Source organism: Streptomyces sp. NPDC059224 (assembly GCF_042754285.1).
Classification (GTDB): Bacteria; Actinomycetota; Actinomycetes; order Streptomycetales; family Streptomycetaceae; genus Streptomyces.
The window spans coordinates 1-4,653 of record NZ_JBHZAN010000073.1; the positions used below are offsets into that span (position 1 = coordinate 1).

3 protein-coding genes are annotated in these 4,653 nt (G+C 73.6%); 1 reads left to right on the forward strand and 2 read right to left on the reverse strand.

The window, feature by feature from the left end; translation table 11 throughout:
• Positions 1–343 precede the first annotated feature (343 nt).
• A complete protein-coding gene (gene hemW, locus ACFXI4_RS43420; RefSeq protein ID WP_385002903.1) occupies positions 344–1,576 on the reverse strand; it encodes a radical SAM family heme chaperone HemW in 1,233 nt (410 codons plus the stop codon).
• 27 nt (positions 1,577–1,603) lie between these two features.
• On the reverse strand, positions 1,604–3,544 hold the full coding sequence (locus tag ACFXI4_RS43425) for a SpoIIE family protein phosphatase (RefSeq protein ID WP_385002906.1): 1,941 nt from the start codon (positions 3,542–3,544) through the stop codon (positions 1,604–1,606).
• A gap of 102 nt (positions 3,545–3,646) precedes the next feature.
• Here ACFXI4_RS43425 and ACFXI4_RS43430 point away from each other — a divergent pair.
• Positions 3,647–4,653: HAMP domain-containing protein (locus tag ACFXI4_RS43430; protein WP_385002909.1), on the forward strand; the 1,007-nt coding region annotated here is incomplete at its 3' end.

Here is a 4,653-nt window from a genome sequence, read left to right on the forward strand (position 1 = left end):
TGCACACCTACAATCACCACCGCGGACACACCGCGCTCAAGGGCCAACCACCCGCCAGCCGCGTCCCCAACCTCACAGGGCAATACACCTAGGGCCGGTCCGGCCGATCATGCCGCGGACGCGGGGTCCGCCCTGCTCCCCCAAGGGGACGCAAGCGGCGTTGCCGTCGGTTGTCCACGCCCGCCGGTCTTCGGCCGGGAGGTGGCCCCGCCGCGTTGCCGCCCTCCTCCGCCCTGCAGCGGGGCGCACCGGACCCCGCTCACCGGCGCCGACGAGACACAGCCGGCTTCCCCGCGACCCGATCCGCGGGACAGGCCCTGGCCGGGCCCTCGCCCCGGTCCCCTCAGTCCACCAGGTCCCTGACCACCGCGTCGGCCAGCAGCCGCCCCCGCAGGGTCAGTACGGCCCGTCCGCCGTCGTACGGGCCGCTCTCCAGCAGCCCCTCCCCCAGCGCCCGCCGCGCGGCCGCCAGGCCCTGCTCCTTCAGCAGCGTCAGCGGCACGCCCTCGCGCAGCCGCAGCTCCAGCAGGATCCGCTCCACCCGGCGGTCCTCGTCGGTCAGGAGTTCCCGCCCGGCCCCCGGCGAGCGCCCCAACGCCAGCGCCGCCGCGTACGCCCCCGGATGCTTGACGTTCCACCAGCGCACTCCACCCACGTGCGCGTGCGCGCCCGGTCCAGCGCCCCACCAGTCGGCGCCCCGCCAGTACAGCTCGTTGTGCAGGCAGCGGGCGGCCTCGGAGGTGGCCCAGTTGGACACCTCGTACCAGTCGAAGCCGGCCGCGGACAGCATCTCCTCGGCGATCAGATAGCGGTCCGCGTGGACGTCGTCGTCGGTCATCGGGACCTCGCCCCGGCGGATCCGGCGGGCCAGCTGCGTCCCCTCCTCGACGATCAGCGCGTACGCCGACACATGGTCCGGGCCGGCCCCGAGCGCCGCGTCCAGCGAGGCCCGCCAGTCGTCGTCGGACTCTCCCGGCGTGCCGTAGATCAGATCGAGGTTGACGTGCTCGAAGCCGGCCGCGCGGGCCTCCGCCACACAGGCCTCGGGACGCCCGGGGGTGTGGGTGCGGTCCAGGACGCGCAGCACGTGCTGCCGGGCGCTCTGCATGCCGAAGGAGACCCGGTTGAAGCCGCCCGCGCGCAGGGCCGCCAGATAGGCGGGGTCGACGGACTCCGGGTTCGCCTCCGTCGTGACCTCCGCGTCGGCGGCGAGCCCGAACTCGTCACGGATCGCGCCCAGCATCCGCACCAGGTCACCGGCGGCCAGCAGGGTCGGTGTGCCCCCGCCGACGAACACCGTGCGCACCTCGCGCGGGTCCTCGCCGAGGACCTTCCTGGCCAGCCTGACCTCGTCGATCAGGGTGTCCGCGTAATTGTCGCGGGAGGCGAGGACACCGCCGGTGGAACGCAGCTCGGTCGCCGTGTACGTGTTGAAGTCGCAGTAGCCGCAGCGGGTCGCGCAGTACGGGACGTGCAGATAGAACCCGAGGGGGCGGTCGGCGGCACCGGCCAGCGCGTGCGCCGGGAGCGCGCCGTCGTCGGGAACCGGCTCGCCGTCGGGAAGTGCGGAAGGCATGTCCCCCATTGTCCCGTACGACGCCGGTTACTCCGCCTGGAGGACCAGCAGCGCCAGATCGTCCTCCGGCTGCCCGCCCCCGAACTCGTGGACGAGCCGCCTGATGCGCTCGGCGATCAGCTCGGCGCTCAGGCCCGTGCAGCCCGCGAGCGCCCGCGCGAGCCCGTCCCCGTCGTCGAACTGCCGGGAGCCCGAGCGCCGCTCGGTGACCCCGTCGGTCACGCACAGCAGGCTGTCGCCGGGCCCCAGCTCGATGGTCTCGCTGGTGTACGTCTCGTCCTCCACGACCCCGAGCAGGGTCTGCGGCCGGGCGGCGGTGCGGACCTCGCCGCCGGGGCCGAGATGCAGCGGCAGCGGATGTCCGGCGGAGGCCAGGGTGCAGCGGACGCCGCCCGCATCGAGGGGGGTGAGTTCGCCGTACAGGAGGGACAGGAAACGGGTCTGCGGGCCGTCGCCGGGCGGCAGGGTACAGCCGCCCGCGGCGACCAGGGCGCGCGCTGCGGCGTCCGCGGCCTCGGTGGCGTCGTCGAGGAGGAGCTGGTTGAGCCGGTCCAGGACGTCGGCGACCCGGTACCCCTCCCGGGCCAGCAACCGCAGCCAGGGCCGGGCCAGGCCGATCACGACGGCGGCCTCGGGGCCCTTGCCCTGGACGTCGCCGACGGCGAAGCACCAGCGGCCGTCGCCGGCCGGGAACAGGTCGTAGAAGTCACCGCTGGGGCCGCCCTTGTCGCAGGGCTCGTAGACCAGCGCGCTGCGCATGCCCGGGATCTCGGCGACCGCGCCGGGCAGCAGCCCGCGCTGGAGGACGGCGCTGATGGTGGCCTGGCGGGCGTACTGGCGGGCCGCGCCGATGGCGAGGGCCACCCGGCGCCCGAAGTCCTCGACCAGACCGGTGATCTCGTCGGGGAAGCCGGCCGGGCCGGAGCGCCCGATCACGAGCGTGCCGAGCGGGCGGCCGCCCGCGATCAGCCGGTAGGAGAGCGCCGCGCCGCGGGCGGCCTGCGGGCCGAGCGCCTCGCCCGGCCAGGGATACGGCTCGGGTCCGGAGCGCAGGCCGCCCGTCGCGCACGGCGGGTCCTTCTCAAGGGCCCGGCGCAGTTCCTCGATGCGGTTCTCGCTGCCGTGCCAGACCCGGGCCAGCCGCGGCCCGCCCGCGCCGTTCGCGTCGCCCCAGCCGCCGGCCCGCACCGTCGACTCGTCCTCCAGCCATACCGCGCACCAGTCGGCCAGCCGCGGCACGATCAGCTGGCCGGCGAGCGCGGCCACCAGGTTCTCGTCGAGCTGCCCGGCGAGCAGGTCGGAGGCCTCGGCGAGGAAGGACAGCGCGCCCCTGTCCAGCCAGTCCCGGTCCCGGTCGGCGCGCTGGGCGCACCCCCTGTCCGGCCCGGCCGAGTGCGGCGGAGGCTCGGGCGCGAGGATCTCGGCCACCCTCAGCTCCTGCTCGTCCGGGAGCGTGCCGCCGCGGCCGGTCAGGCGGGCCCACACCGTCTTCGCGCCGATGCGGTAGGTGACCCCCCAGGACTCGGCGAGCGAGGCGACCAGACGCAGCCCGCGCCCGTACTCGGGGGTCTCGTACGGCGTCTCGCCGGGGTGGTCGCGCGGGGCGCGGGAGGGATGGTGGTCGGTGACCTCGACGACGAACGCCGTCTCCTGCCGTGACTCCTCCAGCCACCAGTCGACCTCCAGCTCCGTGCCGGCGTGCACGACGGCGTTGGTGACGAGTTCGCTGACGACGACCATCGCGTCCTCGGCGACCCGCCGGCCCGGCTCCAGGAGGCCGCAGTCGGTCCACTCGTCGAGACAGGCGCGCACCAGCACACGGGCGGAACCCGGCGCGAGGGGACTCCCGGGCAGGGTCGCGTGCCCCTGCGCGTACGAGCCGGCGCTCTCGTGCGCGGGCGCGCCGTCGTGCGCAGGCGCCTCACGGACCCGGGAGACGGTCTCCCGTTGCGTGGGTATGGCCCCCATGTCGAGCTCCCCGAGCAGTTCGGACGAATGCATCCCGATCGATGCGGACAGAGTGACAGACTGACTGCGCCCATAAGCACCGAGTTACCGAAGTGGGCCGCCATGAGTGAGAACAGTGCTACGCGTGTGCTCGAAGACGGACACAAACCGCAACAACTCCGAGCATCCGAGCTGCGCCCACTGCTCGCCGCGATGACCGCCGCCCGCGACGGCGACTTCACGAAAGTGCCGGAGACCGGGGAGGGCATCGTCGGCGAACTCTCCGCGGTCTTCAACCAGATCATGGACCGCAGCGTGCACTTCAACACCGAGGTGCAGCGCGTCAAACACGAGCTGGTGCGCCACGGCCGCCTGGACGAACGTGTGTCGGCCAGCCCCGGCCAGGGCGCCTGGACGTCCCGCGTCAACGACGTCAACCAGGTCCTGGACGCCCTGGTCGCCCCGGCGGCGAACGCCACCCGCGTACTGGACGCGGTGGCCGGCGGCGACCTGACCCAGCGCGTGGATCTGCACGACGGCAGCCGCCAGCTGCGCGGGGATCTGCGCAGACTGGGCCGCGCCGTGAACAAGATGGTCGACCAGCTGTCCCTGTTCACCGGCGAGGTGACCCGGGTCGCGCGCGAGGTCGGTACCGAGGGGCGGCTCGGCGGCCGGGCCAAGGTGCAGCGCCTGTCGGGCAGCTGGCGGGACGTGACGGAGGCCGTGAACACCATGGCGTCCCGGCTGACCGCCCAGGTCCGCGACATCGCCCTGGTGACGACGGCGGTGGCCCGCGGCGACCTGACCCGCACGGTGACCGTCGAGGCGACCGGCGAACTGCTGGAACTGAAGCTCACCGTCAACACCATGGTCGACCAGCTGTCCGCGTTCGCCGACGAGGTGACAAGGGTCGCGCGCGAGGTCGGCACGGAGGGCCAGCTGGGCGGCCGGGCCCAGGTACGGGGTGTCTCCGGTGTCTGGAAGGACCTCACCGACAACGTCAACTTCATGGCGTCGAACCTGACCTCGCAGGTCCGCAACATCGCCCAGGTGACGACGGCCGTCGCCAACGGAGATCTGTCGCAGAAGATCATGGTCGACGCCAAGGGCGAGATCCTCGAACTGAAGTC